At 69.9% G+C, this 25,225-nt stretch carries 19 protein-coding genes; 13 read left to right on the plus strand and 6 right to left on the minus strand.

Features of this window, described 5'->3' with window-relative positions:
* Positions 1 to 122 precede the first annotated feature (122 nt).
* Entirely contained in the window at positions 123 to 1,541 is a 1,419-nt protein-coding gene (locus QMG73_RS04605) for a transposase (protein WP_281892653.1), read from the plus strand.
* 395 nt (positions 1,542 to 1,936) lie between these two features.
* On the opposite strand, the gene QMG73_RS04610 is transcribed toward QMG73_RS04605, so the two are convergent.
* Both QMG73_RS04610 and QMG73_RS04615 read right to left on the minus strand, forming a co-directional pair.
* Complete coding sequence (locus QMG73_RS04610) at positions 1,937 to 3,007, minus strand: hypothetical protein (protein ID WP_281892654.1); 1,071 nt, start codon at positions 3,005 to 3,007, stop codon at positions 1,937 to 1,939.
* Between the two features lie 3 nt (positions 3,008 to 3,010).
* Complete coding sequence (locus QMG73_RS04615; RefSeq protein WP_281892655.1) at positions 3,011 to 3,616, minus strand: acyltransferase; 606 nt, start codon at positions 3,614 to 3,616, stop codon at positions 3,011 to 3,013.
* A gap of 292 nt (positions 3,617 to 3,908) precedes the next feature.
* Between QMG73_RS04615 and QMG73_RS04620 the strand changes: the two genes are divergently transcribed.
* The 8 genes from QMG73_RS04620 to QMG73_RS04655 are packed head-to-tail and all read left to right on the plus strand — an operon-like array spanning position 3,909 to position 12,411.
* Positions 3,909 to 5,018: a Gfo/Idh/MocA family protein gene (locus QMG73_RS04620; protein ID WP_281892656.1), complete on the plus strand. Its 1,110-nt coding sequence runs from the start codon at positions 3,909 to 3,911 to the stop codon at positions 5,016 to 5,018.
* A complete protein-coding gene (locus QMG73_RS04625; protein WP_281892657.1) occupies positions 5,015 to 5,983 on the plus strand; it encodes an NAD-dependent epimerase/dehydratase family protein in 969 nt (322 codons plus the stop codon). The genes QMG73_RS04620 and QMG73_RS04625 overlap by 4 nt, the downstream gene beginning before the upstream one ends.
* A gap of 20 nt (positions 5,984 to 6,003) precedes the next feature.
* Positions 6,004 to 7,119, plus strand: coding sequence for a DegT/DnrJ/EryC1/StrS family aminotransferase (locus QMG73_RS04630; protein WP_281892658.1), 1,116 nt, complete (start codon positions 6,004 to 6,006; stop codon positions 7,117 to 7,119).
* Positions 7,116 to 7,790, plus strand: a complete 675-nt coding sequence (locus QMG73_RS04635) for an acetyltransferase (protein ID WP_281892659.1) — start codon at positions 7,116 to 7,118, stop codon at positions 7,788 to 7,790. The genes QMG73_RS04630 and QMG73_RS04635 overlap by 4 nt, the downstream gene beginning before the upstream one ends.
* Complete coding sequence (locus QMG73_RS04640) at positions 7,774 to 8,874, plus strand: DegT/DnrJ/EryC1/StrS family aminotransferase (protein ID WP_281892660.1); 1,101 nt, start codon at positions 7,774 to 7,776, stop codon at positions 8,872 to 8,874. Before QMG73_RS04635 ends, QMG73_RS04640 begins: the two co-directional genes overlap by 17 nt.
* Before the next feature lie 11 nt (positions 8,875 to 8,885).
* Positions 8,886 to 10,130, plus strand: a complete 1,245-nt coding sequence (locus tag QMG73_RS04645; RefSeq protein ID WP_281892661.1) for an MFS transporter — start codon at positions 8,886 to 8,888, stop codon at positions 10,128 to 10,130.
* Complete coding sequence (locus QMG73_RS04650; protein ID WP_281892662.1) at positions 10,127 to 11,143, plus strand: TolB family protein; 1,017 nt, start codon at positions 10,127 to 10,129, stop codon at positions 11,141 to 11,143. Before QMG73_RS04645 ends, QMG73_RS04650 begins: the two co-directional genes overlap by 4 nt.
* A gap of 17 nt (positions 11,144 to 11,160) precedes the next feature.
* Complete coding sequence (locus QMG73_RS04655; protein WP_281892663.1) at positions 11,161 to 12,411, plus strand: glycosyltransferase family 4 protein; 1,251 nt, start codon at positions 11,161 to 11,163, stop codon at positions 12,409 to 12,411.
* Positions 12,412 to 12,423: 12 nt separating this feature from the next.
* Here the strand turns inward: QMG73_RS04655 and QMG73_RS04660 are convergent, their stop codons facing one another.
* The 4 genes from QMG73_RS04660 to QMG73_RS04675 form a co-directional block, all read right to left on the minus strand.
* On the minus strand, positions 12,424 to 13,914 hold the full coding sequence (locus QMG73_RS04660; protein ID WP_281892664.1) for a lipopolysaccharide biosynthesis protein: 1,491 nt from the start codon (positions 13,912 to 13,914) through the stop codon (positions 12,424 to 12,426).
* 70 nt (positions 13,915 to 13,984) lie between these two features.
* On the minus strand, positions 13,985 to 17,758 hold the full coding sequence (locus tag QMG73_RS04665) for a DUF4082 domain-containing protein (RefSeq protein WP_281892665.1): 3,774 nt from the start codon (positions 17,756 to 17,758) through the stop codon (positions 13,985 to 13,987).
* Between the two features lie 477 nt (positions 17,759 to 18,235).
* On the minus strand, positions 18,236 to 19,648 hold the full coding sequence (locus QMG73_RS04670) for an O-antigen ligase family protein (RefSeq protein WP_281892666.1): 1,413 nt from the start codon (positions 19,646 to 19,648) through the stop codon (positions 18,236 to 18,238).
* Entirely contained in the window at positions 19,645 to 20,730 is a 1,086-nt protein-coding gene (locus tag QMG73_RS04675) for a Wzz/FepE/Etk N-terminal domain-containing protein (RefSeq protein ID WP_281892667.1), read from the minus strand. The genes QMG73_RS04670 and QMG73_RS04675 overlap by 4 nt, the downstream gene beginning before the upstream one ends.
* A gap of 228 nt (positions 20,731 to 20,958) precedes the next feature.
* Here QMG73_RS04675 and QMG73_RS04680 point away from each other — a divergent pair, with 228 nt between their 5' ends.
* From QMG73_RS04680 to QMG73_RS04695, 4 genes are all read left to right on the plus strand, one after another.
* Positions 20,959 to 22,092 carry a glycosyltransferase family 4 protein gene (locus tag QMG73_RS04680; protein ID WP_281892668.1) on the plus strand — a complete coding sequence of 378 codons (1,134 nt, stop codon included), beginning with the start codon at positions 20,959 to 20,961 and terminating at the stop codon, positions 22,090 to 22,092.
* An 85-nt stretch (positions 22,093 to 22,177) separates the two neighbouring features.
* Positions 22,178 to 23,470, plus strand: coding sequence for a glycosyltransferase family 4 protein (locus QMG73_RS04685; protein WP_281892669.1), 1,293 nt, complete (start codon positions 22,178 to 22,180; stop codon positions 23,468 to 23,470).
* Positions 23,467 to 24,294: a glycosyltransferase gene (locus QMG73_RS04690; protein WP_281892671.1), complete on the plus strand. Its 828-nt coding sequence runs from the start codon at positions 23,467 to 23,469 to the stop codon at positions 24,292 to 24,294. Before QMG73_RS04685 ends, QMG73_RS04690 begins: the two co-directional genes overlap by 4 nt.
* Positions 24,291 to 25,220 (plus strand): glycosyltransferase family 2 protein, encoded by a 930-nt coding sequence (locus QMG73_RS04695; protein ID WP_281892672.1) that lies wholly within the window; start codon positions 24,291 to 24,293, stop codon positions 25,218 to 25,220. Before QMG73_RS04690 ends, QMG73_RS04695 begins: the two co-directional genes overlap by 4 nt.
* The last annotated feature ends 5 nt before the right edge of the window (positions 25,221 to 25,225 follow it).

Below are 25,225 nucleotides of genomic sequence, written 5' to 3' on the forward strand. Positions count from 1 at the left end.
TTTGTGATTTTTGTCGTGTTCGGGGGTGGGGGTCCACATAGGAGCGGTCGTCTTGGCATGATCCTTTCCGCCAAAGAAGAGGATCTACAAGACGACCGCAGGGGTTCATTGTGCATCACGGTGTGGGTGGGTTGCCGGTTGACCTGGCCAGGTTGGGTCGGTTCCGGGCGGAGTTGTACCGGTGTTTCGGGCGGTGGGGGGACGCCCTGTTCGAGTTGACTGATGCGTTGGCTGGGGCGGATCGGCCGGTCCGGTCGGTGGCGGAGTTGATGTTCGAGCCGGTGGTGCGGCGGGGTTGGGGCAGCCTGTATCAGGCGTTGGAGCATGGGCAGGTCGATGTGGCGGCGGGTCGGGATCTGTTGGCCCGGTGGGTGCCGGTGCCGGTGGTTGGGCCGTTGATGTTCGCGATCGATACCTCGAAGATGCCGCGTGCGGATACTCGGGTGGTGCCGGATGTGGGGATGCAGTACGCGGCTGAGCGGGATCGGTCCGGTGGGGTGCCGGCGGTGCCGGGGTGGGCGATGCAGTGGGTGACCCAGGTCGCGGTCAGTGGTGCGTCGGTTGGGAAGGATTCCTGGTCGGCGCCGGTGGATGTGCGTCGGGTCGGGACCGCCGGTAACGCCAACGAGATCGCCGCGGTGCAGATCACCGATCTGGTCGGGCGGCTGGCCGGGCAGAGCGCGACGGCGGGGGTGCCGGTGTTGTTCCTGCTGGATATCGGCTACTGCCCGATCTATTTGACCCAGCACCTGCCGCGGGGGGCGCAGATCCTGGTGCGGCTGCGCGGTGACCGGGTGTTCTTCGGCCGGCCAGGGCCACGGCCGGCCGGTAAGGTCGGAGCGCCGAAAAAGCATGGGGACCGGTTCGCGTTGAACAAACCGGATACGTGGGGTGTCCCGGACGCGCAGCAGCGGATCACCCGCCCGGATGGCAGCACGGTGTGGACCCGGGCCTGGCATCACCGGCATCCCGAGCCCCGACCGCGCCGTAAGTGGGAAGGCGTCGAGGTGGTCGAGGGCACCTTGATCCGGCGGGAGAAGACCAGCCCGGGCGGACATACCCAGGTGTGGTGGCTGTGGTGGGCCGGACCCGCGGACGCGTTCGACCTGGACCTGTTGGCCGACGCCTACCGGCACCGGTTCACCTGCGAACACGGCTTCCGATACAGCAAACAGGACCTGTTCTGGACCGGCTACACCCCCCTACATCCCGACCACGCGCAACGCTGGACCTGGATCGTGGTGTTCGCCTACACCCAGCTACGACTAGCCCGGCCTCTGGTCGCCGACCTGCGTCTGCCCTGGGAGAAACCGATAAGCCATGACCGGCTCCCGCCGCGCCGGGTCCGGCGAGGATTTCGGCTAGCTACCGCGGCCCTGCCCACCCCGACCAAGCCACCAAAACCCTCCCGACCCGGCCCAGGCCGCCCCAAAGGATCGAAGAACAAGTATCCCCGAACCCGCCAACCCGTGATCAGGAAAGGCCGACCCGCCAACACCGGCCACCCCAAACGCCGCAACCCACCANCCGATAAGCCATGACCGGCTCCCGCCGCGCCGGGTCCGGCGAGGATTTCGGCTAGCTACCGCGGCCCTGCCCACCCCGACCAAGCCACCAAAACCCTCCCGACCCGGCCCAGGCCGCCCCAAAGGATCGAAGAACAAGCATCCCCGAACCCGCCAACCCGTGATCAAGAAAGGCCGACCCGCCAACACCGGCCACCCCAAACGCCGCAACCCACCAGCCAACACCACCCAACAGCCTTAAATCCCCAGAGATTGCATGGATCAAGGGCAAACACACGCGGAAAAGAGATCCAACCACGTGCATTCGCCCTTGATCGGCGGGGAGAGCGCGCGGGGCGCGCGGCGCGCGCCCGGAAAGCGCACGCCGCGCGGGAAGCGCACGCCGCGCGGAAAGCGCGCCGCGCGGGGAGCTATGGGTTGATGGCGGTTTTGGTGCCTTGCCAGGTGTTGCCGCGCCACACGTGACCGGGGTTGCCCTTGTGCCACGCCGCCACCGGCCCGTACCCGCCGCACTTCGGGTGGAACTTCTTCCCGAACTGGTTGTCGATGTACCGGACGTTGCTGCTGTTCGGCCCGCCGCCGTACGTGCAGTATCCGCCCGCCGTGTTGAACAGGTTGTTCTGCACGAGGACGTTCTTGATGACCGGCTCGTCGTACAGGGACAGTGCCGAAGAGCACCCCTGCTTGTCGGCGCCGACGTTCGTCCGGCTGCACTCCAGGTTGTTGTGGATCAGGGTGATGTTCTGCCCGCCGTTGGCGCCCGCGGCAGCCTGGTGGGCGCCATCCGTGTACGTGAAGTCGTGCACGTACGACTCTTTGATTGTCACGTTGTCACTCATGCTGATACCGGTGCCTGTATTGTGCACATGGCACCGGATACAGGTGAAGTTTGGACCACCGATCGCCGCCCTGTCCGGGCTCGCGTTGCCGGCGTCTTCCACCTCGACGTCGATGAGCGTGAGGTTCTGGAAGTCCCAGTCGGTCATGTACGACGCGTACACCGAGCCGGTGACGTGCGACCGCTTGATGGTGACGTCCTTCGCCACGATTTTCAGGTCTTTGAAGCGGCAGCCGTCGAGCGTGATACCCGATTTGCGAATGTCGCCGTTGCAGTCCTTGAGTTTGACCCCGGTGTGCTTCCAGCCGGTGCAGTTCTCGTCGGGGAAGGCGGGGTACGGCGCGCAGACTTCCTTGTACTTGTCGGCACCCGACGCCGATTCGGTCTTGGCGGACGGCGAGGCGCTGGGAGTGGCCGATGCCGAGGGAGTGGGCGAGGGTGACGCGGAAGGGGTCGCCGCCGGCGTGCCACCTGTCGGGGAGGCGGACGAGGTCAGCGCCTCCGAGTCGGACGCCGCCCGCTCGCCGCCACCATCGGAGCCGGTCTGGCTGAGGATGGCGACGCCACCCACCCCGATCAGCACCAGCGCGCCCACGATGAGCGCCAGCCGGCTGCGGCCGATCTTTCTCAGGATGCTCTTCACGTCTCAGACCTCCGAGAGCAGACCGTCGGACTCCATGTACTCGGCGCCGGTGCGCGGGCAGACGTATCGCCCGTCGCCCTTGGGCACGAGCGGCTCACCCGCCCGGCCCACCCAGCGCACTCGCCTGGCCGGTACCCCGGCCACCAGCGCGAAGTCCGGAACGTCCTTGGTGACGACCGCACCGGCGGCGACGAGCGCCCACCGGCCGATCCGCACGGGCGCTACGCAGACGGCGCGGGCCCCGATCGCGGCTCCCTCGCCGATGGTGACGCCGACGGCGGTCCAGTCGTCGCCGCTCTTGAGGCGGCCGTCGGGTGTGACGGCGCGCGGGTACTCATCGTTGGTGAGCACCGCCGCGGGGCCGATGAAGACACCGTCGGCGAGCTGTGCCGGCTCGTACACGAGCGCATAGTTTTGCAGCTTCACGTTGTGACCGAGGCGGACGCCGGGTCCGACGTAGGCGCCGCGCCCGATGACGCAGTCGTCACCGACGATGGCGTCTTCGCGGACCTGGGCCAGGTGCCAGACTTTCGTGCCGGCTCCGATCTGCGCTCGCGGGTCCACGTCGGCGCTCGGCGCGACCTGCGCACCGCCGTGCGGCTGAGTCATGTGGAACATCCTTCCAGCGGACAGGGCGGAACGGCCCGCGACAGCCTAGTAACGACCCCCATCCCCGGGGTGTCACCTAGCCGACGCGTTCACGCGTCCGGCCCGACAGAACAGAAGGACCGGCCTGAAGGGAGCGAGTAACCGGCCGAAGGTACCGGTCCACGCGCCCTGCACTGCCGGATTTCCGTCACTGTCCTGGCTTCTCGCGCAGGTCAGGGGATAGCTTGACCTGCCGTACGCCTGCGCGGTGATGCCCCAGGCACAAGCCGATACCCACCCGAAATGGATATCTGTGACTTCAGCGAACGCCGAGCCCCTTGCCGCGAACGCCGAGCCGATCGGTGTCGCCGTCATCGGAGCCGGATACTGGGGCCCCAACCTCGTCCGTAACTTCCAGTCCGCAAGCGATTTCCGGCTGCGCTGGCTGTGCGACCTCGACGTCGACCGGGCCAAGCGCGTGCTGGGCGGGTACTCGACGGTGGAGACCACCGGTGAGCTCGCCACGGTCCTGGCAGACGACAAGGTCGACGCGGTGGCGATCGCCACACCAGCCGGCACCCACCTCGACGTCGCGATGGCCGCGTTGGCCGCTGGCAAGCACGTACTGGTGGAGAAGCCGCTCGCGGCGAGCCGTGAAGAGGGCGCCCGCCTAGTGGCGGAGGCGGACAAGCGCGGGCTGACGCTGATGTGCGACCACACGTACTGCTACACGCCCGCCGTGCTACGCATCCGTGAGCTGCTGCACGCCGGCGAGCTGGGCGAGCTGCACTTCCTCGACTCCGTGCGGATCAACCTGGGCCTGGTGCAGCGCGACATCGACGTGCTGTGGGACCTGGCGCCGCACGACCTGTCGATCCTCGACTTCGTGCTGCCGCCCGGCGTGGCTCCGGTCGCGGTGGCCGCGCACGGCGCCGACGGCATCGGCGCCGGGCGGGCGTGTGTGGCGTACCTGACGTTGCAGCTCAACACGGGCGCCATCGCCCACATCCACGTCAACTGGCTCTCGCCGGTCAAGGTGCGCACCACGATCATCGGCGGGGCGAAGCGGACCCTGGTCTGGGACGACCTGAACCCTTCGCAGCGACTCTCGCTCTTCGACCGTGGCGTCGACGTGGCCACCTCCGACGAGATCGGCGACGAGCTGCGGCGCGACATGCTTGTCTCGTACCGCTCGGGCGACATGGTGGCGCCGGCACTCACCGAGCGTGAGGCGCTGCGCACGATGGTCGAGGAGTACGCCCGCGCGATCCGCACCGGCACCCCGGCCCTGACCGACGGGCGTTCCGGCCTGCGGGTGCTGTCGATCCTGGAAGCGGCGTCGCAGAGCCTGGCCAATGGCGGCACGATGGTTGGCTTGAACGAGGAACGGGCCGACTTGAACGAGGGATGGGAGCAGCGGTGAGCTCGGCAGTGGAGATCGAGGGCGCCAAGGCGCTGGTCACGGGCGGTGCCGGCACGATCGGCTCGCACGTGGTCGACGAGCTGGTTCGCGGGGGCGCGGCCGAGATCGTGGTACTGGACAACTTCGTCCGCGGCCGCAAGGAAAACCTTGCCTGGGCGACCGAGCACGGCAACGTGACCGTGGTCGAGGGCGACATCCGGCACGCGGCGCTGGTGCACGACCTGACGCGCGGCAAGGACCTGGTCTTCCACCTCGCCGCGATCCGCATCACACAGTGCGCCGAGGAGCCCCGGCTCGCCAACGAGGTACTGGTCGACGGCACCTTCAACGTGGTGGAGGCGGCCGCGGCGGCTGAGGTGCGCAAGGTGATCGCGTCGTCGTCGGCGTCGGTGTACGGGCTGGCCGAGGAGTTTCCGACGACCGAGCGCCACCACCCGTACAACAACGACACGTTCTACGGGGCGGCCAAGGCGTTCAACGAGGCCATGCTGCGCAGCTTCCACAGCATGTCCGGCCTCGACTACGTAGCGCTGCGCTACTTCAACGTGTACGGCCCGCGGATGGACGTGCACGGCCTGTACACCGAGGTGCTGATCCGCTGGATGGAGCGCATCGAGTCGGGCACGCCGCCGCTGATCCTCGGTGACGGCCTCCAGACGATGGACTTCGTGCACGTGGCCGATATCGCGCGCGCCAACATCCTGGCGGCGCGCGCCGACGCGACCGACGAGGTGTTCAACATCGCGAGCGGCGCCGAGACCAGCCTCAAGGAGCTGGCGCAGGCGCTGAGCGAGGTCATGAAGTCCGACCTGCCGCCCGAGCACGGGCCGGCGCGCGCGGTCAACGGCGTCACCCGCCGCCTCGCCGACACCAGCACCGCCGCCGACCGGCTCGGCTTCCGCGCCGAGATCAGCCTGCACGACGGCCTCCAGGGCCTCGTCGACTGGTGGCGGGGCCAGCGGTGACGGATAGGCGCATCCCGGTCATGATTCCGATGCTGGGCGAGGAAGAGGCCCAGGCGGCGGCCGACGCTGTCCGCTCGGGGTGGGTGGCGCAGGGCCCGCGAGTCGCGGAGTTCGAGCGGCGCTTCGCGGCCGCTGTCGGCGCGGAGCACGGTGTTGCCGTCAGTTCCTGCACGACCGCACTTCACCTTGCCTTGGTACTGCTGGAAGTGGGCCCAGGCGACGAGGTGATCGTGCCGTCGCTGTCGTTCATCGCCACCGCCAACGCGGTCCGCTACGTCGGCGCGACCCCGGTCTTCGCCGACGTCGACCTCGCCACCGGCAACGTGACCGTGGAGACCGTCGACGCGGTACGCACTCCGCGCACCCGGGCGGTGATCGCGGTACACCAGGGTGGCGTGCCCTTCGACGTGGTGGCCCTGCGCGGCGCGGCCGCGTCGTGGGGCGTGGCTCTCGTCGAAGACGCCGCCTGTGCCGCGGGCTCGACCGCGTACGGCCAGCCGGTGGGCAGCGGCGCGGCGATCGCGGCCTGGTCCTTCCACCCGCGCAAGCTGATCACCACCGGCGAGGGCGGCATGGTGACCGTCGACGGTGCCGACCAGGCCACCCGGCTGAAGCGGCTCCGCGAGCACGGCATGAACGTGTCCGCCGCTGACCGGCACGCGAGCGCCCAGCCGATCCTCGAGGCGTACCTGGAGACCGGCTACAACTACCGCATGACAGACATCCAGGCCGCCGTTGGCCTGGTACAGCTCGACCGCCTGGCCGGGATCATCGCGCAGCGGCGTGCGCTCGCCGCGCGGTACCAGGAGATGCTGGCGGGCCTCGACGGCGCGATCCCGGTCCGCGACCCGGCCTACGGCGAGACCAATTACCAGTCTTTTTGGGTGTTGCTGACGCCCGAGTTCGGCGCGAGCCGTGACGAGGTGCTGGCGGAGCTTGCCGGGCAGGGCGTGTCAGCGCGGCGCGGCATCATGGCCGCGCACCTGGAGCCCGCGTACGAAGATGTCGCCCCGCCGGCGCTGCCCGTGACCGAGCGACTGACCCGCGATTCCCTGATCCTCCCGCTGCACCACGCGCTCACCGAAGGCGACCAGGAGCACATCGTCGGCGTGCTGCGCAAGCTGGCCGGACGATGAGAGACCTGGTCATCGTCGGGGCGGGCGGGTTCGCCCGCGAGACCGCCGCGGCTGTCCAGGCGCTCAACGACGTCCGGCCCACATGGCGGCTGCTCGGCTTCCTCGACGACAACCGCGTGCTGTACGGCACCCGGGTCTCCGGCGTGCCGGTACTGGGCAGCAGCGCGCGCCTGCCGGACTACCCGGACGCGGCGGTACTCGTCTGCGTCGGCAACCCGCGTGACCCGCTGGTGCGCGCCCGGGTGGTCGACCGTCTGGGGCTGCCCGCCGACCGGTACGCGACGCTGGTGCACCCGGCCGCCCACGTCGGCGCCGGCAGCCTGGTCGGGCCGGGCACGGTGCTACTCGCGGGCGTCACGCTCACCGCGGACGTCACCGTCGACGCGCACGTGGCCGTGATGCCGCAGGTGGTGCTCACCCACGACGACCGGGTCGAATCCTTCGCGACGATCGCGTCCGGCGTGCGCCTCGGCGGTGGCGTCACGATCCGGCGCGGCGCGTACCTGGGTGCCGGCGCGCTGGTGCGCGAGGCGCTGACGGTGGGCGCGCGATCGCTTGTCGGCATGGGCTCGGTGGTACTGGCCGACGTACCGCCCGGTGAGGTCTGGGCCGGCAACCCAGCACGTTTTTTGCGGAGAGTTGAGGCAGAACAGCATGATCCCGCTCGTTGACCTGGCCGCGGCCCACGCCGAGGTGGCCGAAGAGGTGGAGGCCGGCTTCAAGCGGGTCATCGCCGGCACCGCGTTCATCGGCGGCACCGAGGTGACCGCTTTCGAGGAGGAGTACGCGGCCTTCTCGGAGATCGAGCACTGCGTCGGGGTGGCCAACGGCACCGACGCGGTCGAGCTCGCGCTGCGGGCCGTCGGGGTGGGGCCGGGCGACGAGGTGATCCTGCCGGCCAACACGTTCATCGCCACGGCGGAGGCGGTGGCCCGTGCGGGCGGGCGGGTGGTGCTCGTCGACTGCGACCCGACCACGTACCTGATCGACGTCGACGCGGCGCTCGCCGCCGTCACGCCGGCGACCCGCGCGATCGTGCCCGTGCACCTGTACGGGCAGCTCGCCGAGGTCGAACGCCTCCACGAAGGACTCGCCGGCACCGACGTGGCGATCGTCGAAGACGCCGCACAGTGCCAGGGCGCCACCCGGAACGGGCGCGGGGCGGGCGTCGCCGGGATCGCGGCTACCAGCTTCTACCCCGGCAAGAACCTCGGCGCTTACGGCGACGCGGGCGCGGTCGTCACCACCAGCGCCGACCTGGCTTTGACGGTACGCACGATCGCGAACCACGGCGGCCTCACCAAGTACGCGCACGATCTGGTCGGCGTCAACAGCCGGCTCGACGGGCTCCAGGCCGTGGTGCTGCGGGCGAAGCTCGCTCGGCTGGCCGGCTGGAACGAGCTCCGGCGCGCCGCCGCCGCCCGGTACGACGAACTGCTGGCGCCCTTGGACGTGGTGCGGCCGGTCACGCTCGACGGCAACGTGCACGTCTGGCACATCTACTGCGTGCGGATTCCCGGCGGGCGGCGTGACGAGGTGCTCGCGGCGCTCAACGCGGCGCGCATCGGTGCCGGCATCCACTACCCTGTGCCGGTGCACCTGACCGGTGCGTTCGCCGACCTCGGGTACCGGTTGGGCGATTTCCCGCACGCTGAGCGGGCGGCTGATGAATTGCTCTCGCTGCCGATCTACCCTCAGATCACCGCTGACCAGCAGGATCGCGTGGTCCGGGAGCTGGCCGCCGCACTCGGCTGAGGGATCAGTACATGTACGTGACGCTGCGGGACCGCCCTGGCGAGGACGCTTCACCGTCCGGCCAGGCGGTCGCGCGGCGTGTCTCGTCGACGGTCGTACTGCTCGGCATCGTCAGCCTGCTCACCGACGTGTCGTCCGAGATGGTCGCCTCGATCATGCCGCTGTACCTGACCGCGGTGATCGGGCTCAGCCCCGTCGCGTACGGCTTCTGGGACGGCATCTACCAGGGCATCAGCGCCGTCGTGCGGATCGCCGGCGGATACGCCGCCGACCGCCGCCAGCGCCCCAAGCTGGTGGCCATCATCGGGTACGGGGTGTCCGCGCTCAGCCGGATCGCGATGCTGCCCGTGCAGGGATTCCTGGCGATCTCGGCGATCACCACCGCCGACCGCCTCGGCAAGGGCGTGCGCACCGCACCCCGTGACGCGCTGATCGCCGCCTCCTCCGACCCGCGCACCCTCGGCCGCTCGTTCGGCGTGCACCGGGCGCTCGACACGACCGGCGCCGCGCTCGGGCCACTCGTGGCGTTCGCCCTGCTCTGGGCGGTACCGGGCTCGTACGACTCGGTGTTCGTGGTCTCGTTCGCGTTCGCGATCGCGGGTGTGGCGGTACTGGTGCTGCTGGTGCCGAACATGCGCACCGCCACCGCGGCGGCCCGCGTGGGGCTGCGCCGGGTGAGCCGTGAGCTTGCCGGGCCTGCGCTGCGCCGCCCGCTGATCGCCAGCGGCCTGCTGGGTGTACTGACGGTCGGCGACGGGTTCATCTACCTGTCCCTTCAGGACCGTGACGACTTCGCCGCTCTCTACTTCCCGCTGCTGTACGTCGGCACCAACGCGGTGTACCTGAGCCTCGCGGTGCCTTTCGGGCGCCTCGCCGACCGGGTCGGACGCGCCCGGGTCCTCGTCGCGGGACACGTCGCGCTGCTGTCGGGATACCTGCTCGCCGCCCGCCCGTCCGGCGGCCTGGCCACCACACTGGCCGTACTCGCGCTGCTGGGCATGTTCTACGCAGCGACCGACGGCGTACTGGCCGCGCTCGTGAGCCGGCTGGTCCCCGCCGAGACCCGCGGCACCGGTATCGCGGCGGCGCAGACGGTGGTCGCGCTGTCGCGCTTCGGGGCGTCACTTGGCTTCGGTCTACTGTGGGCGTTCATGGGTCGCGGTTCGGCGCTGTTGCTCGTGGCCGCCCTGCTCGCCGCCGCCATTCCGGTCGCAGCGTGGCTGCTGCGCGGCATCCCGAGGGAGGCGCCGGCATGAGCATGCGCGCACGGATTTCCGCGCTCGTCGCCATCCTGCTGACCGCCACGCTCGGCGCGACCGGATACGTGCTCTACGAGCGGCAGGCGCAGGCCGATTCGGTGGCGGCGGCGCCGAAGGTGCCCGTACGCGACGACCTCACCGCGCTGCGGGCCGCGCCACACCTCGTCTTCCGCAACACGGCGTTGGGCGACCGGTACGGGGAAGTCGCGGTCACGCCGCTCACCAACCCCGACGGTCCCCGGGCGATGACCGGCGCGTCCTGCGACCGGATCTACGCGACCAGCACCGACGCGATCTGCCTGAGCGCCGACCGCGGACTCGTGACGACGTACAAGGCGAAGCTGCTCGACCAGAGCTGGGCCGAACGCCGCGACCTGCCGCTCGCCGGCATCCCCAGCCGCGCGAGGCTCTCCGCGGACGGCTCGCTGGTGGCGACGACCGCGTTCGTCTTCGGCGACTCGTACGCGAACCCGGGCCAGTTCTCCACCCGCACCGTCGTGTCCAAGGTGGACGGCACGGTGTTGGGCGACATCGAGCAGTTCGACCTCGTGGTCGACGGGAAAGTCGTCACGGCGGCCGACAAGAACCTGTGGGGCGTCACGTTCGCGGGCGGTAACCGCTTCTACGCCACCGCCGCGTCGGGCGGCAAGACGTGGCTCGTCGAAGGCGACCTGAGCACGAAGCGGGTCACCGCGTTGCGGTCCGATGTGGAGTGTCCGTCGCTGTCGCCGGACGGCACGCGGATCGCGTTCAAGAAGCACGGCAAGCTGCAGGCCGGAAAGTGGCGGCTGGCGGTGTACGACCTGAAGACCGGCAAGGAAACCGTGCTGGCCGAGCAGCGAAGCGTCGACGACCAGGCGGTGTGGCTCGACAACTCGCGGGTGCTCTACGGGCTGGCCCGCGACGGCGGCGACCGGGCGACCAGCGACATCTGGAGCGTGCCGGCCGACGGCACCGGTTCGCCGCAAATACTCGTGCACGACGCCTGGTCGCCGGCCGTGGTCCGGTGACCACTTTGGAGGGTCTCTTGCGCATCCTCGTCTATCCACACGGCATGCATGTGGGTGGCAGCCAGCTCAACGCGATCGAGCTGGCCGCGGCCGTCCGCGACCTCGGGCACGAGGTGGCCGTCATCGGTGAGCCCGGCCCGCTGGTCGACCGCGTGACCGCGCTCGGCATGGAACACATCCCGATCAGCGCCCGGCGCCGCCGCCCCTCCCCCACCGTCACCGCGAAGCTGCGCTCGCTGATCCGATCGCGCGGCATCGACATCGTGCACGGGTACGAGTGGCCGCCCGCCCTGGAGGCGAACGCCGCCGTGTACCCGGGCGGGCGCGCCGCCGCCGTCGCGACCGTGATGTCGATGGCGGTCGCGCCGTTCCTGCCCGCGTCGATGCACCTCGTCGTCGGCACCGCCGCGCTCCAGCGGCACACCGCCGCCCGCCGCCCCGGCCCGGTGCACCTCATCGAGCCGCCGGTCGACGTCGAGCAGAACGCGCCGGGCCACCCCACCGACGACTTCCGCGCCGAGTTCGGCCTCGGCCCCGGGTACGTCGACATCGTCGCCGTCACAAGGCTTTCCCCACAGCTCAAACTGGAAGGCATCCTGACCGCCATCGACGCGATCGGCGAACTGGCCCGATCCGAGCCGGTCCGGCTGATCGTGGTCGGCGATGGGGTGGCCCGCGACACCGTGGCCGCCCGCGCGGAGGCCGCCAACCAGCGTGCCGGCCGCCGCGCCGTCGTACTGACCGGTGAGCTGCTCGACCCCCGGCCCGCGTACGCCGCCGCCGACATCATGCTCGGCATGGGCGGCTCGGCCCTGCGCGCGCTGGCGTTCGGGCGACCATTGGTGGTGCAGGGCGAGGAAGCCTTCTGGGAGCTGCTCACGCCCGACAGCTGCGGCCTGTTCCTGGAGCAGGGCTGGTACGGCGTCGGCGACGGCAAGGATGGCGCTTCACGCCTCACCGGGGCGCTGCGGCGGCTGCTCGCCGATCCGGTGGAACGGGCGGCCCTCGGGGCGTTCGGACGCGACCTGGTCGTCAACAGGTTCAGCCTGCAACGGGCGGCGCAGGTGCAGGAAGACATCTACCGGCAGGCGCTCGCGGTGCGGCAGCCGGCTGGCGCACGGGCCCGGGACGGGCTCCGCTCCATCGCCGGCCTGGCCGCTCACAAGGCCAAGCGCCGCTACGAGTCGTTGCGCCGCACCGCGGCCCGCGACGACTTCAACGCCCCCACCCTCGCGGCAGCCTCCCTGACCACCCAAACCAAACCGTGATCAGGGCGTCCCTCAAGTCGCCCTAACGACTTCGGGGACGCCCTGATCACTGGTGGCGATGGTGTCGGCGGCCGCGCCGATGGTGCGGAGTTCGCCGAGGAGGTGGCGGCTGCGGTACAGCAGTGCCGCCATCCCGGCCAGCCCCACCAGACCCGCCACCGCCAGTGCCAGCAGGTCCACGGTGATCAGGTGGCTGGTCACGGCTACCACCGCGCCCACCGCCGCCGCGCCCAGCACGGGCAGTGCCAGCCGAGAGCCCAGTGCCGCCGGTGCGATACCGGACCGGTGCAGCTCGAAGAGGTACACGGGCAGGACGACCAGCAGCGCGACCGCGAGTTGTGCGGCACCCGCGCCGGCGAGCCCGCCGATGGCCGCGCCCGCGACGAGCGCGGGGATCAGCGCGACCAGCCACGCGATCTGCGCGACGAGCACGACGCGGCTGCTGGCGAGGACGACGAAGTAGTCGTAGACGAGTTCGAAGATGATGCGCGCGGCGGCGACGAGCGCGAGCCACGGCAGGACCGCGGCCGCTGGCTCCCAGACGGTGCCGTAGACGAGCCGGATCAGCGGGTCGGCGGCGGCGCCCAGGGCGATGCACGCGGGCAGCGTGGCCGCGGCGAGTAGACCGGCCGTGGACAGGAAGGTGCGGCGCATCGCCGGGCGGTCTGCTTGCAGCCGGGCGAGTGCGGCGGGCGCGACGGCCCGCACCGGTTGGGAGAAGATGTTGACGGGCCAGCCGGCGAGGTTGGCGGCGAGGACGTAGTACCCGAGCCAGACGGGGCCGAGCGTGGCGCCGACGAGCAGGCGGTCGACGTTGTTGACGGCGAAGACGATGATGCTCGACCCGGCGAGCGGCAGGCCGAAGCGCATGAGGTCTCTGGCCTTGTCGCGGCGGAGCCCGAAGCGCATGGCGTGCGGCACGAACGCGATCAGCAGCACGGCGCCGACGAGCGCCCCGGTGAGTCGCCCGACCGCGAGGCTCATGGCGCCCATACCGCCGACGGCGCAGGCGATCGAGGTGAGCGAGCCGATCCAGTGGGTGCACTGGTCGACGATGGTCTTGCGGCCCTGCTGGAACTCGCGCTGGAGCATCGCCGCCGGCGTGGCGACGAGGCCGTCGATGATGACGCTGACGCAGAGCAGGCGGACCACGGGGGTCGCGTCGGGCTCGCCCATGGCCGCGGCGAAAGCCGGCGCGCCGAGGAAGCATCCAATGTAGACAAGGACGCTGGAGACGACCGAGATGGTGAGCACGGTGGGCGCGATCTCGCGCGGCTCGCCCGGCCAGCGGACGATCGCCAGGCTGACGCCCAGTTCGTTGAAGCTGAGCACGGCGAGCAGCGCCACGGTGGCGACCGCGAACGTGCCGAACTCTTCGGGACCGAGGAGGCGGGCGATGGCGATGCCGATGGCGAGCGTGCTGAGCCGGCCGAGGGCGGTGCTCGCGAAGCTCCAGCCGAGCGCCTTGCCGGCCCGGTTGAAAAGCGAGCTGTCCTGACTCACGTGCGCTCCCCGTTCGGCGAGGTGCGGCCGGCCCCCGGACTGGGGACCGGCCGCGTGTGCATAACCTCGATCAGCTTGCCTGGAACACGACGTCGACCCAGTAGTTGTGGCCCGCGCCGTTGTTCGGATAGACGCCGCCCGATCCGTACCGGTACACCCCGCCGTACCCTGGCACGTGCAGCGGAGGCCGGTCAAGGCCGAGCGCGCCGAACCCGTTGACCGTGGCCGCGTAGTGTCCAGCGGGTGCGTGGTACGAGACCACATAGGTGGTGTTGGCCGCGATGGTCACCGGAGTCGCCAGCGTGGCGGTCTGCCACCCGGAGGCCGACTCGTTGGTGAACGTCACGGTGCCGAGCGCCTCACCGGCGGTCGACCAGATCGTGCCGGTGTGCGTGCCGGTGTTGCCGGATCCCTTGTAGAACCGGATCGCGGTCACCGTGCCCGCCACGTCCGAGCGGAACTTGGCGCCCACCTCGATAGCGTCGTTGTCGTTCCAGCTCGTCGAGGCCGGCGTGTCGCTCGCCGTGAAGATCGTCGTACCGCTCGGCCACTGCGTCTCCGTCGGAGACGGCGTCGGGGTCGGACTCGGCGACGTGGTTGGCGTCGGCGACGCGGTAGGCGACGAACTGGGCGTCGGCGACGGACCGCCACCGCTACCCGGTATGAACATCGGCTCGACCCAGTAGTTGGAGGAGTTGTACGCCTCCTGCGGGAACGCCGGGGTCGACGAGTAGTTGTAGACCCCGTTGTTGCCCGACGGCGCCGTCATCTGCCCGAACGTGTAGGTCGAGGTGAAGAAGTTGCCGGTGGCCGAGTAGTGGCCGGTCGGCGCGTGGTACGACGCCACGTACGTGGTGCCGGCGTTGACCGTCACCGGCGTCGTGAACCGCGCTGTCTGCCAGCCGGTGCCGCCCTCGTTGGTGAAGGTGACCCGGCCCATCTGCGTGCCGCCGCTGGACCACAGCGTGCCCACGTGGGTGCCGCTGTTGCCCGCGCCCTTGTAGAACCGGATGCCGGCGACCGTGCCGTTGACCTGTGGCGTGAACTTCACGCCCAGCTCCACCGCGTTGTTGTCGTTGACGCTCGGGTCGACCGGCGAGGCGTTCGTGGCGAACAGCCGGGACACCGCCGGGTCCAGCTCAGTGGTGAACTGCCACGTGCGCGGCGAGTCCATCGCGTTGCCCGAGGTGTCGCTCGCCTGCGCCGAAACCGTGTACATGGTCTCCGGCGCCAGCGAAGCGGACGGCGTGAACGTGGCCGTCTTGCTGGTGCTGTCGTACGCCACCGAGCCGGCGACCGACGCGTTGCTGGGGTTCTTCACGGTGAAGACCAGCGACGAGGGGTTGATCGCCTTGGAGAACACCGCCGCGGGCTTGGTCGTGACGGCGATGTCGGTGGAGTCGGGCAGCGGCAGGGCGGACAGTACCGTCGGCGCCGCCGAGCTGCTCGGCGTGAACATGACGTCGACGAAGTAGTTGCTGTCCTTGTAGCTGCCCGCCGGGAAGCCGGCCCCTTCCTTGTACACACCGTTGCCGTACTCGCTGTTGGAGCGCAGCGCGGTGAGCGGGTAGGAGACGAAGTCCGAGGCGGTGAACACGCCCTGGTCGCCCGCGTAGTGGCCGTTGGGTGCGTAGTACGACGCCACGTACGTGGTGTTGGCGTGTACCAGCACCGAGTTGGCGAAGGTGACCTTCTGCCAGCCGCTCGTGGTTTCGCCGCTGAACGTGGCCGTGGCGAGCTTGCTGCCGCCGTTGGACCACAGGGAGCCGGTGTGCGTACCGGTGTTGCCCGTGCCCTTGTAGAAGCGGATACCCGTGATGTAGCCGTCGGTCTGCGGCGTGAACCGCACACCCAGCTCCATCGCCTCGGTGTCGGAGACCGCGGCGGTCACCGGCGTACGCGCACCGAAGATGGTGCTCGGACCGGTCAGGTTGACCGTGCGGCTCGCCGGCTGACCGATGTTGGCCGTGTCGTCGATGGCTCGCGCCAGGATCGACTGGGTGCCCGCGCCGGTGGTGTAGAAGGTGTACGACCAGGAGGTCGTACCCGTGGCGGGGTGCCACTTCGCGCCGCCGTCGTACGACACCTCGACGCCCGCGACCTGGCCACCGGTGTCAGCGGCGGTGCCGGTGACGGTGACCTGGTTGCCGTTGACCACGCTGGCGCCGTTAGCCGGCGACGTGATGGTCGTGGTGGGCGCGGTCGAGTCGTTCGAGGCGGTCGGCATGGTGCGGCCGGACATGATGGTGCCCGGGAACGCGCCCATGTCGCCGAGGATGTTGAGGGTCGCCTGCTGCATGGACGTGTCGACCGGCTCGACGGTGCCGTCGTGGTACTCGTCGAGGCCCCACGCCCACTGGATCGTGCCGGCGCCGAAGACCAGCGCGCCGCTGGGCGCCCGGTACAGCGTCAGGTGGTGCGTGGTCGTGCCCGGCGTGACCGTGTTGCCGTAGTCGCGCAGGTACTCGGGCGTCTCACCGGTGGTGGTGGAGAGCCGGATCAGGCCCGCTGGCCGGAAGCCGTTGTCGAGGTCCTCGTCGGACTCGTAGCCCACGGTGTGCGGCGCGAGCGTGGTCGACTGATTGGTGGCGGCGCGGCTGGCCACCGTCGAGTTACGCCACAGCCGGTACTTGCCCTGATTCGCCGGTACCTGGATGGCCAGGTCGACGTTGTTCGACATGTACGCGGTGCCGGTGAGCGCGTTTTCCGGCCGGTTGCCGTCGGACGGCGGCGTGAACCGCGGGTCGCGCCAGGTGCCGGTCCACTCGGTCGTGGGGTCGATCTTGTCGTTGGCCCAGGTCTCCTTGTAGCAGACGAGGGTCCGGTACGCGGTGTTCGTGCCGTCCTTGCTGGCCTCGTACCGCGTCTTCCAGTACACCTCGTTGCCGCTGAAGAACGCGAGGTTGACGCCCGCGTCGCGCGCCGACTCGACGTTGGCCCGCTGCTGCTCCGACCAGTACTCGTCGTGGCCGGTTGACAGGAAGACCTGGTGGTTCTTGATGAGGTTGCCCCGGCGGTCGGAGTCGACACCGGTGGTGTAGCTGATGTCGTATCCGTTGCGCTCCAGGAACCGCAGCATCGGGTACTCGTTGCTGAAGAGGAAGTCCTCAGGGTTGTTGCCGCGGGTGCCGAACGGGCGGTTATAGCTGATCTTGTAGGCCCGTCCGTTGTCCTGGCCGTGGTAGAAGTTGCTGCCGCCGTACATGTTGTAGGCGTGCCAGGTCGTGTCGGAGGTCTGGAAGAACAGGTCCGACGTGCTGGAGTCGTTGCGGACGATGAAGGTGATGTGGCTGCTGTCCCCGTTGCCGTTCGGGTCGGTGCGGGTCAGCTTCGCGACGAAGACGCCGGACACGACCGTGCTGGGCACCGTCCACTGTGCCGAGACGGCCCAGTTGCCACAGTCGAAGTTCTCGGTGGCGGTGTCGGTGAGGCAGGCGGGCTGAGTCTGGGGGAGCGAGACCGAGGGCGTCACGCTGGTGATCTTGCGAGCGCCATCGCCGTTGTACCAGCCGAGCCGGTAAATGTCGATGTTGTACGCGGTCGCGGGAGTCTTGATTTTGAACCGGATCGTGCCACCGACGTTGACACTGATGTCGGTGGCGAAGCCCTGGATCGATTCCTCACCGGCTTCGTAAATGTCCCATTCGGACGCCGGTGAGCCCTGCTTGCTGTTCTCGCAAGCGACCGGGTTGATGAGTGGAACACAGGGGTCGGCTGCCGCCATCGCCGCGGGCACGACGACAAGGCCGCCAGCCACCACGGCGACAGCCGCGGCGCCGGCCGCGATCCATCCACGCCTACCCAGCGGGACAAGGCCGATCCGCTTCGACGCGGAACCTGCCACCCGCAACACAGCCCCCGTGGCCACCTGGCGCAAGCGCCCCGGGACGCTCGGTCTCACCTTTGCGCCACCTCTCTCATCTCTCCCGCTATCCACAACCGGTCGCCCCCTTAGCGCCCGCGACACCCTCAATGACCCCGTTAGCCTTAATAAGCGTGGGGAAACGCTAGCTCCGCCCAGCAAGGGCCACAATTATCGGATGCGGCTGCTCCCACACCAAGCCGGTCGGCTGCCGCTCGACCGTTTGGACACCCCCGTTGGGAGTACATCGACCGGTCATCGATGAAACAATCCTCGGAAGCCTTTGTATACAACCGTTTGGGCAGGTCAGAGCCGCTAGAACGGCCTCCATGAATACGTCGCTGGTGGGCCCGTGCCGGGTAAACGCGAACCGTATTTGTCAGGAAGCCGACATGTAAATGTAAGAATCGCCACGCACGCTCGGTAACTGCATTGTCCGCTTTTCGCCAACGTCTCGCCCTAAACCCGTACCGGCGTGCGCGGCGCCTCTTCCCGGGAGTCTTCGGGCGAGACCGATCCGGGCCCCATCGTGCGCACCTGGCGCGACGGGTGCACCAGCCTCCACAGCGCACCCGCGCATCCGGTGAGGAGCGACAGCACGAACACGAACGTCGTGAACGACAGCGCGTCGAACGTGCCCTCGACGACGATCGCGACCACCTGCACGGCCATCAGGCAGCCACACAGGTGCCGGTCGGCGGCGTCGGCCGATCGGCGGTACGCCATCCACGCCAGCACGATCGCGGTCATGTGCAGGCCGAACAGCGCGGCCACGCCCACGATGCCGCCGCTCACCACGTGGCCAAGCCACTGGTTGTCGAGGAACGTGTAGACGGTCGGGATGAACGTGCCCTGCCCGCGCCCGAACCATGGCCGCTGGCTGAAGAAGTACCCCACGATCTCGTAGTCGTCCTTGCGGCCCTGCACGCTCGGGTCGTTGCCCCAACCGGAGAACAGACCCGTGACCGAGCCCAGCAGGCCGGGCCGGACGACCACGAGCGCGGCGAACAGGCCGAGGAACGGTACGACCAGGTTGTACCGCATCCGCCAGTTCCAGAAGGGCACCATGATGGCCAGCCCGATGAGCAGGGCGAGCGTGCCGGTGCGGGACACCGACATCGGGATCGCGGCCAGGATCAGCAGCGCCGCCACGCTGGCGCACTGCCGCACCAGGCTCTTCTCGGCGAACCGGGCGACGTGCACCGCGAACGGCAGGATCATCGCCATGACCGCACCGAACTCGATGTAGTGCGTCGCCGTGCTCGCCACACCCGACCGGGACGACCCTTCGATCGGGACGCCCGCGCCGTAGTTGCTCAGCTCCGACAGGCCGGGCAGCTGGATGTACGCGGCCAGGTCGACGCCGATCGTCGACTGCGCGATGCCGATGAACGCCATGCCGGACGCGGCGAAGACCAGCGTCTGCAGAACACTGTCGAGGCGCTGCCGGTTCGGTACCCCGTCGGCGAACGCGATGATCGGACCCAGCATCGCGAAGACGGCGAGCATCGCCCGGTCGGCGCCGCTCGCCTCGATCGACGGCATGCCGCGGTACAGCCCCGCCGCGTACGAGACCATGTAGCTGCCGAGGTAGGCGGCGACCGCCCACCGCATCGGCTGCGGCCCGCGGCTGGTGAGCCTCGGATGGGTCCGGGACAGCGCCCAGATCATGAACAGCCCCATGCTCAGCAGCGTCACCGGTCGCCCGAGGTCGCTGAGCTGAGGCACCACCTGCCCGACAGGGAGTAGCAGCGCCAGGATCACGGCCAGGCTCAGGAGGAAGCTGACGTCGAACAGGTGGCGACGGCGCCGGGACGCGTACGTGCCGGCGTCTACCAGCGAGGGGTCGAGGTCTACGGCTGCCGCGGTCAACTTTGCTTCGCCGCGGGCGGTCGCTGCCCGTCATCGCTGCCCGACGCGATCCAACGGAGCCGGCTCAACGGCAGGACGGTAGTGGCTTCTTCGGACAGCGGGGGCATCGGCTCGACGCTGGGCTCCGCCTGCGCGGCCTGCTCGCGCTGGCGGGACCAGCCGGCGATGCCACTAATCACCATGGTCTCGTCGACCTCGTCGCCATTGCGCGTCGGCGGGCGGGGCGGGGTGCCGTTGCCGTTGGACTGCTTCGCGGACGCCGACCGGTACTCCGGCACGAGCGGCTTGGACTCGGCGGCACCGTTTGTCGCAGGGCGGCCGGATCGGGTGCCGTTCATGGTGATGACCTGGGTCTCATCCGGTTTGTCCACCGGGTACGGCCGGCGCCCCGACATCGCAGACACCACGCCGGGCCGTTGGGACTGTATGTCGGAGGGCCGCTCGGGCTTGGCCCGGCCCTGGGCACGGCGGCCAAGCTGCCGGCGGCGCAGCAACGCGTCGAGCAGGAGCGTCGACGACAGCGTGATGATCAGCCCGATCGCGGTGACCACGATCAGCATCCGCTTGATGTTCGAGGTGATCGCCTGGACGTTCTGCCCGGAGTCGAGGGCCTGGAGCGTGATGGCCTGGCCGCCCGTCACCCCGTACGGCGTCTGGAGCCGCTCGAGTTGTGCGGTGAGCGAGTCGATGAGCTTGCTCAGCGTCGCCTTCGCCACTTCGGGCGAACGGGCCACGACCTCGATCTCGACGATCGGGAGCTGGGTGCCGCCGATCGACGCGATCCACTCCTCGGAGAGGTTGTTCTCCGCGAACTCGCGTTTGACGTCGGCGCGAGCCGAGTAGATGACGAGAGCGTCCGCCAGGGAGTAGACGTTCCACGGGCTGATGGTGCGGGCCGGCTGCGGCTTGGTCTCGGTCGCCGGCTGCTCGCTGGGCGGCAGCAGGGTGATGTGCCCGGTTGTCTTGTAGTCCGGTTTGACGGTGGACGACACGAAGAAGGCCATCGCCACGGTGAGGACGAGCATCGGAAGTGCAACCCACTTCCGGCGCCACAGCACCTTCGTGACATCCCAGAGATCCATGCGACCCTTTCCCAGCGACCCAGCCCAAATGAGAGTGTGACCTGCGTACGCGAGCCTGGCAACGCCCGCAAATCCCATGTGACGGCGCCGATCAGCCGTAATTCGGGCTCAGTTGGTACCCAACCACCCCGCCCCTGGCCTGCACTGTCACAAACCCGACGCACGATTGTGCTACCTGAACAGCCCGGCAGAATCTGCTGCGGACACAGCACAAACGGAAGGACCAGGATGCGCATCGGGTTCGCGTGCCTGTGGGACCGCCATCCTCCCTCGACCTGGTCTCACACTCCCTGGCACCTGCGCGCCGCCATGCGGCGGATCAGCGACGTGCGCGACGTCGGCGTGTCGCTACCCAAAACCACGCGGGCCGCGCTCGCCGCACTGCATCTGCGGGTCCGCGACGGGCGCCTGAGCACGCTGTGGGAGCAGGCGCGGCTCACCGACGCGTACTGCGCGCGGCAGATCCGCACCAGCGCCGTCCGGGAGGGCTGCGCGGCGGTACTGGAGATTCAGGACCTGGCACCGCTCGACCTCCCGTTCTTCGTGTACCAGGACATGAGCTTCGACGCGTTGATCAAATTGGTCGAGACCGGCCAGCCGATTTTCCGTGAACTGTCGCTGGACGAGCTCAAACGGCGCCGGGAAAGACAGCTTCGGGTGTACGAAAAGGCGACCGGTGTGTTCGCCATGAGTCACTGGCTCGCCCGAAGCCTCATCGAGGACACCGGGCTCCCGCCCGAGCGGGTACACGTGCTGCACCCGGGCCTCCACCTCGACGCAGGCGAGGCTCCCCTGCGCCCGCCGCCGCCCTCGGGGCGGCGCACCCGGCTGCTCTTCGTGGGCCGGACGTTCGACGGCAAGGGCGGCGATCTCGTACTGGAGGCGTTGCGCATTCTGCGCCGCGATGTCGACCCCGAAATCACCGTCACGATGGTCGGTCCGCGCGAGTGGCCACTGCCCGGCGGGCCACCGGACGGTGTGGACTTCCGCGGGGCCCTGCCCCTGCGCGAGGTCGCCACGCTCTACGACACCCACGACCTTTTCGTACTGCCGACCCGGATCGAGGGCTTCGGTCTGGTGTTCGCCGAGGCGCTCGCCCGGGGGCTGCCGTGCGTCGGGCGGGACGCGTTCGCCATGCCAGAAATGATCAAACCGGGCGTAAACGGCGCGTTGCTCTCCCGCGACGATCCGGCTGAGCTGGCCGAACTGATCGCCGGAGTGCTCGGTGACGAGGCGCTGTACGCCAAGTGCCAGGCCGGCGCCGCCGAGATCCGCACCTGGTTCTCCTGGGAGCGTGCGGCCGCCCAAGCGGTGGAAGCCATCGAGACAGCGGTCGGGCACGAACGGCCGGAGTTCATGTAAGCAACGCGACAAAGCAACCGCGGACCCCTTCTCGGCAGGGGAAACTCGCTAGAGCTTGTCGGCCCTTCCCACGAGGTGAGGCGCGTTGACCACTGAGTCGCACCGGGTCCGTAGCCGGCGCCCGAGGCACGTCACGATCCTGATCGCCAACTTGCCCGCAGAGCGGGACCGCAGGGTGATCCGGGAGTGCCTGACGTTGGAGGAGCACGGGTACGAGGTGACCGTCATCGCGCCACGCGGGAAACCGGGTCTGCGCGTACTGCCGGGCAGCCGCAACACCGTGCTCAAGCCGTACCCGGTGTACGTGTACGGCTCCGGCGTGCTGTCGTTCGCGGCCGAGTTCCTGTGGTCGTTCCTCTGCGTGGCGGTCCGCCTCCTCGGCGAGGTCGCACGCGGGCGCGCGCACGCGGTTCAGGTCTGCAACCCGCCAGACGTGTACTGGCCGCTGGCGCTGCTGATCCGGGCGATGGGCCGGCCGTGGGTGTTCGACCACCACGACCTGTGTCCAGAGGTGTACGCCACGCGCAGCGACGAGGAGCCCAACAAGTTCGTGTACCGCACGCTCGTGGGGCTCGAATGGCTGACCCTGCGCACCGCCTCGGCCGTCGTGGCGACCAACGAGTCGTTCCGGGAGAACGCGCTCGCGCGCGGCGTGCCGGCGGACAAGGTGACGGTCGTGCGCAACGGGCCCGCCGCCCGCGAGGTGGCCACCGTGCCCCCGCAGCTCGCGCCCGACGGGGTACACCGCATCGTCTACCTCGGCGTGCTCGGCAAGCAGGACAACGTCGCGGGCGTCGTGCACACCGCCTCGGCGCTCACCAAGGTGCGCGGCGAGCGCGACTGGGAGGTCGTCATCGCCGGCGACGGTGAGACCTTGGCCGAGCTGAAGGAACTCGTCGGCGCGAGCGGGCTCGAAGACGCGGTCCGGTTCACCGGCTGGCTCGACGGAGCCGAAGTCGACGCCCTGCTGCAGACCGCCACCGTGGCGATCCAGCCCGACCTGCCGACCCGGATGAACCACCTGTCCACGATGGCGAAGTCGGTGGAGTACGTCAGCCGGGGCATCCCCGTCGTGGCGGTCGACCTGGTCGAGACCCGCCGGACCGCCGCGGACGCCGCGGTGTACGTGCCGACCGGCTCGCCAGAGGAGTTCGCCGCCGCGATCGACGCGCTGCTCGACGACGAGCCGCGCCGGGCGGCGATGCGCGAGATCGCGTTGCAGCGCTTCGCCGGCGAGCTGTCGTGGGAGCACCAGGGCGCCCGGTACGCCGGCATGTGGCGCCGCCTCTTCCGCGGCTCGGCGCCGGACCAGGGTGCCAGCATCCCCGGGCCGCGCACCGAGCAGCCCGGCCGGCACCGTGCGGAGAACTCCTCGTGACGATCAGCATCGTCATCGCCGCGCACAACGAGGCACAGGTCATCGGGCGCTGCCTCGACACCCTGCTCGCGGCCGGGTACGGGCGCGAGGAGCTCGACGTGACCGTGGTGGCCAACGGCTGCGCCGACGGCACCGCGGAGGAGGCGCGCGCCCGGCCCGGCGTACGCGTGATCGAGCTGACCGAGGCGTCCAAGGCCGCCGCGCTCAACGCGGGCGACGAGGCGGCGACGAGCTTCCCGCGCGTGTACCTCGACGCCGACATGACGTTCACCGCCGACCAGATCCGCACGCTCGCCGCCGCCCTCGACGCGCACGGCGTACTGGCGTCCACGGCTTCCCGAGTACCGGACAGCAAGGGCGCCGCCCTGCCGATCAAGGGGTACTACGCCATCAACCGCCGGCTGCCCGCGTTCCGGGGCACGCTCTTCGGCCGCGGCGTGATCGTGCTCGCGAAGGAGGGGCGCTCGCGGTTCGACCGGTTCCCCGGCATCGTGGCCGACGACCTCTTCCTCGACTCACTCTTCACCCCCGGCGAGAAGCGCGAGGTCACCTCGGTCGTATCCCGGGTCGCCACGCCCCGCCGCACCGGCGACCTCGTGCGGCGGCTGGCCCGGGTGCGGGCCGGCAACCGCAGCCTCCGCGCCACGTCCACGCAGGTGCGCGAGGCGGGCAATTCGGCGTGGCTGCGGGTGAGTCTCAGACGCCCCTGGCTGCTGCCCGCCGCTGTCTGCTACTTCGGCATCACGGTCGCCGCCGAGCTCAAGGCGCGGCGCGGCACCGACTGGGGACACGACGCGTCATCGCGAACGGCGGCCAGCACATGACTCCCACGGTCAGCGTGCTCATGGTCTCGTACCGCACGTGCGAGCTGGCGATTCGAGCGCTCTCGGCGCTGGAGAAGGCGACCGCCGCCGCGCACGAGATGGTGATCGTCGACAACGCCTCGGGCGACGGTTCGGCCGAGGCGATCGCCGCCGCGTTCCCCGCCGCCACCGTCGAGGCGCTGCCCGACAACATCGGTTTCGGCCGGGCGATGAACCACGGCGCCCGGCACGCCAGCGGCGAGTGGCTGCTGCTGGTCAACCCCGACACCGAGCCGGTCGGCGACGTGGTGGGCGCCCTGCTGGCGTACGCGTCGGCGCACCCCGAGCACGGCATCTACACGGGCCGCACCCTGCACCCCGACGGCACCGACGACCTGCGCTCCTGCCTCGCGCTGCCCACACTTCGGCAGTACGTGTCGTTCGCGCTCGGCCTCTCCACGCTCGGCCGGCGGGTCCGGTGGCTCGGACCGCTGCTCAACCCTGAGGAACTGCCTGGGTACGACCGCACGACCCCGCGCGCGGTGCCCGCTGTCTCCGGCTGCCTGATGCTGATCCGGCGCGACCTGTTCACGGCGCTGGGCGGCTTCACCCCGGACTACTTCATGTACAGCGAAGACGTCGACCTTTGCGCTCGGGCGCACGCTCTCGGCGCTCAGCCGGTCCTGGTACCCGAAGCGGCGCTGCGCCACCTCGGCGGGGCGGCGTCGGGCGGCACCAGCCCCCGCAAAATCGAGATGCTGCTCCGCGGCAAATGCACCTATCTCCGCCTGCGCTGGTCCCCGGGGCGCGCCGCGCTCGGCCGCGCCCTCCTGGCGGCTGGCGTCGGCCTCAGGGCAGGCATCGCGGCACTCCTGCGCCGCAACAGCCCTTGGCGCCCGGTCTGGCGTGCCCGCCGCGCCTGGCTAGCCGGCTGGCCCGCTCCGTGATCAGG

This window comes from Phytohabitans aurantiacus (assembly GCF_027923225.1).
Classification (GTDB): Bacteria; Actinomycetota; Actinomycetes; order Mycobacteriales; family Micromonosporaceae; genus Phytohabitans; species Phytohabitans aurantiacus.